At 71.0% G+C, this 2,442-nt stretch carries 1 protein-coding gene; it reads left to right on the top strand.

The window, feature by feature from the left end:
- Positions 1-163 precede the first annotated feature (163 nt).
- Positions 164-2,442, top strand: a 2,279-nt coding sequence (locus D7V93_RS41785; protein ID WP_147451635.1) for a serine/threonine-protein kinase, incomplete at its 3' end; no start/stop codon positions are given.

The following is a 2,442-nucleotide window of genomic DNA, read 5'->3' as shown; positions in this document are numbered from 1 at the left end:
GGCTGGGCCTGCGCCGCATCCTGGAGCACAGCGATGCGGTGGCGGTGCGGGTGGTCCCGGGGCGCGGAACGGTGTTCGCGTGCGCCGTGGACCTGGGGGAGGCGCGCCGCAGGGCCGCGCAGCCCAAGTCCCTGCTGTTCTGTCTGGAACGAGGGTAAGGCGGGTGGAGAGCCAAACTTCCAATGCCGGCATCACCTCCGTGCGCGTGGGGAACCTCCTCCACGTCCGGGTGTCCGGTGTCATCGACGAGACGTTCCCGCTGGGCTCGTCCACCAAGGGCCTCAACGGCCTGCTGGTGGTGGACCTGGGCCTCCTGGAGCGCATCAGCTCGTTCGGCGTGCGCAAGTGGATTGAGTTCGTCGGCCACCCGCCGCAGGGCGTGGCGGGGCTGTACGTCATCAACGCGCCGCCCATCGTGGTGGATCAGCTCAACATGGTGGAGGGCTTCGCGGGCGTCGCGCGCGTGCTCTCCCTGCTGGCGCCGTACACCTGCCGTTTCTGCAAGGAGGACCGGCTGCGGCTGGTCAACCTGGTGGACGAGGCGAAGGTGCTGGAGCAGGGCGGGGCGCCCTCGCACCAGTGCCCCGTGTGCGCCCAGCCGCTGGAGTTCGCGGACGAGCCCACGGAGTTCTTCGACTTCGCGCGCCGCCAGCAGTTCTCCACGGTGGACCCCGCGGTGCTGCGCTACCTGCGCGCGAGCACGCCGTCGGAGTCCTCCGAGCTCGCCTCGCACCTGAAGATCGTCCAGGACGACATCACCTTCATCACGCTGGCGTCCGTCCTCAAGGGCGACCTCAACGTGCGCAGGCTCGCGGCGGGCCTGGAGGGGCGCGTCGCGTTCGACTGCTGCCACGTGAGCAAGGCGGAGCCGGAGGCGCTGCCCCGCTTCGAGCAGGTGCTGGAGGTCGCGGCGCAGGGCGCCCAGGTGTTCCTGAGCCGCGTGCCCCCGCCGATGCTGGGCCTGCTGGCGCGCTCGGCGAAGACGCTGCCGGTGAAGCTGGCCACGCTGTGGCTGCCGTGTGACTGCCGCAACTGCGGGCAGGTGTATCACCAGCGCATCCAGGCCTCCGAGTACCTGGAGGTCCTGCGCCACAAGGGCAACCTGGACCGCGTGTGCCCCATCTGCGGCGGCACCGCGAGGGCCCCGGCGCTGGCGCAGTTCCAGGGGCTCCTGGCGCGCCTGCCGTTGACGGACAAGGTGCAGGACGACATCGAGGCGCTGGAGCAGCGCGCGCTCAGCCAGTACCTGTTCGGCTCCACGAACATCGACCCCGCGTCGATGAAGCACAGCTCGCCCACGGACCTCACCGCCCAGAGCGCGCGGCTGCAGATCATCCGCCGGCTGGGGCAGGGCGGCATGGCGGAGGTGTTCCTCGCCAAGCAGCAGGGCGCGAAGGGCTTCGAGAAGTACGTGGTGATGAAGAAGATCCTCGCGCAGTTCGCGGAGAACCCGGAGTTCGTCGACATGCTCTTCGCGGAGGCGCGCGCCAACGCCCGCCTCACGCACCCCAACGTCGTGCAGACCTTCGACGTGGGCGTGACGGACGGCGTCGCGTACATCCTCATGGAGTACGTGCGCGGCCCGGACCTCAAGCGGCTGCTCACGGAGCTGCGCCGCAAGGGGATGGCGCTGCCGCTGGAGCACGCGCTGCGCATCGTGGCGGAGGTGGCGGCGGGCCTGCACTACGCGCACAGCTACGTGGACCCGAGCGGCGTCGCGCACCCGGTGGTGCACCGCGACGTCAGCCCCCACAACGTCCTCATCTCGCTGGACGGCGCCATCAAGCTCAGCGACTTCGGCATCGCCAAGGTGCAGGGCGAGGAGCACACGCAGGCGGGCGTCATCAAGGGGAAGATCTCCTACCTGTCCCCGGAGGCCGCCAGCGGCCGGCCGCTGGACTGGCGCAACGACGTCTTCGCGCTGGGCGTCGTCCTCTTTGAATTGCTCACCGGCCAGCTGCCGTTCCGCCGCGACCACGACGCGGCCACGCTCGCTGCCATCGTGCGCGAGCCGGCGCCGGTGCCCTCGCAGCTCAAGCCGCACATCCCGCAGGACGTGTCCGACCTCATCCTCCGGGCCCTGGTGAAGGACCCGGCGCGGCGCACGCCCTCGGCGGCGGCGATGCGCGAGGAGATCGAGGCGGTCATCGCGCACCACCGGCTGTCCTCGTCGCCCGCGTCGGTGGCGCAGTTCTTCAAGGAGGCCCTGGGCGACCGGCTCGCGGAGTACGCGCCGTCGTCCACCAGCGGCACGGGCTCCCACCCCAAGCCGCTGGTGCCCGGCACGGGTTCACACCCGCGCGCGGCGACGGCGGGCTCCCAGTCCGGCTCCGGGCACGGCGACATGCGCGCTCCCCAGGACATGTCCCGGCCGCCGGTGAAGGGCGCCTCGGGGAGCATGCCCCGGATGGAGCCGAGCGAACTTCGGCCCCTGTCTCTTAT

The sequence above is a fragment of the Corallococcus llansteffanensis genome, assembly GCF_003612055.1.
Lineage (GTDB): Bacteria > Myxococcota > Myxococcia > Myxococcales > Myxococcaceae > Corallococcus > Corallococcus llansteffanensis.
Note: the sequence above shows the minus strand (reverse complement) of the source record. Positions and strands in the feature narration are given on the sequence as shown.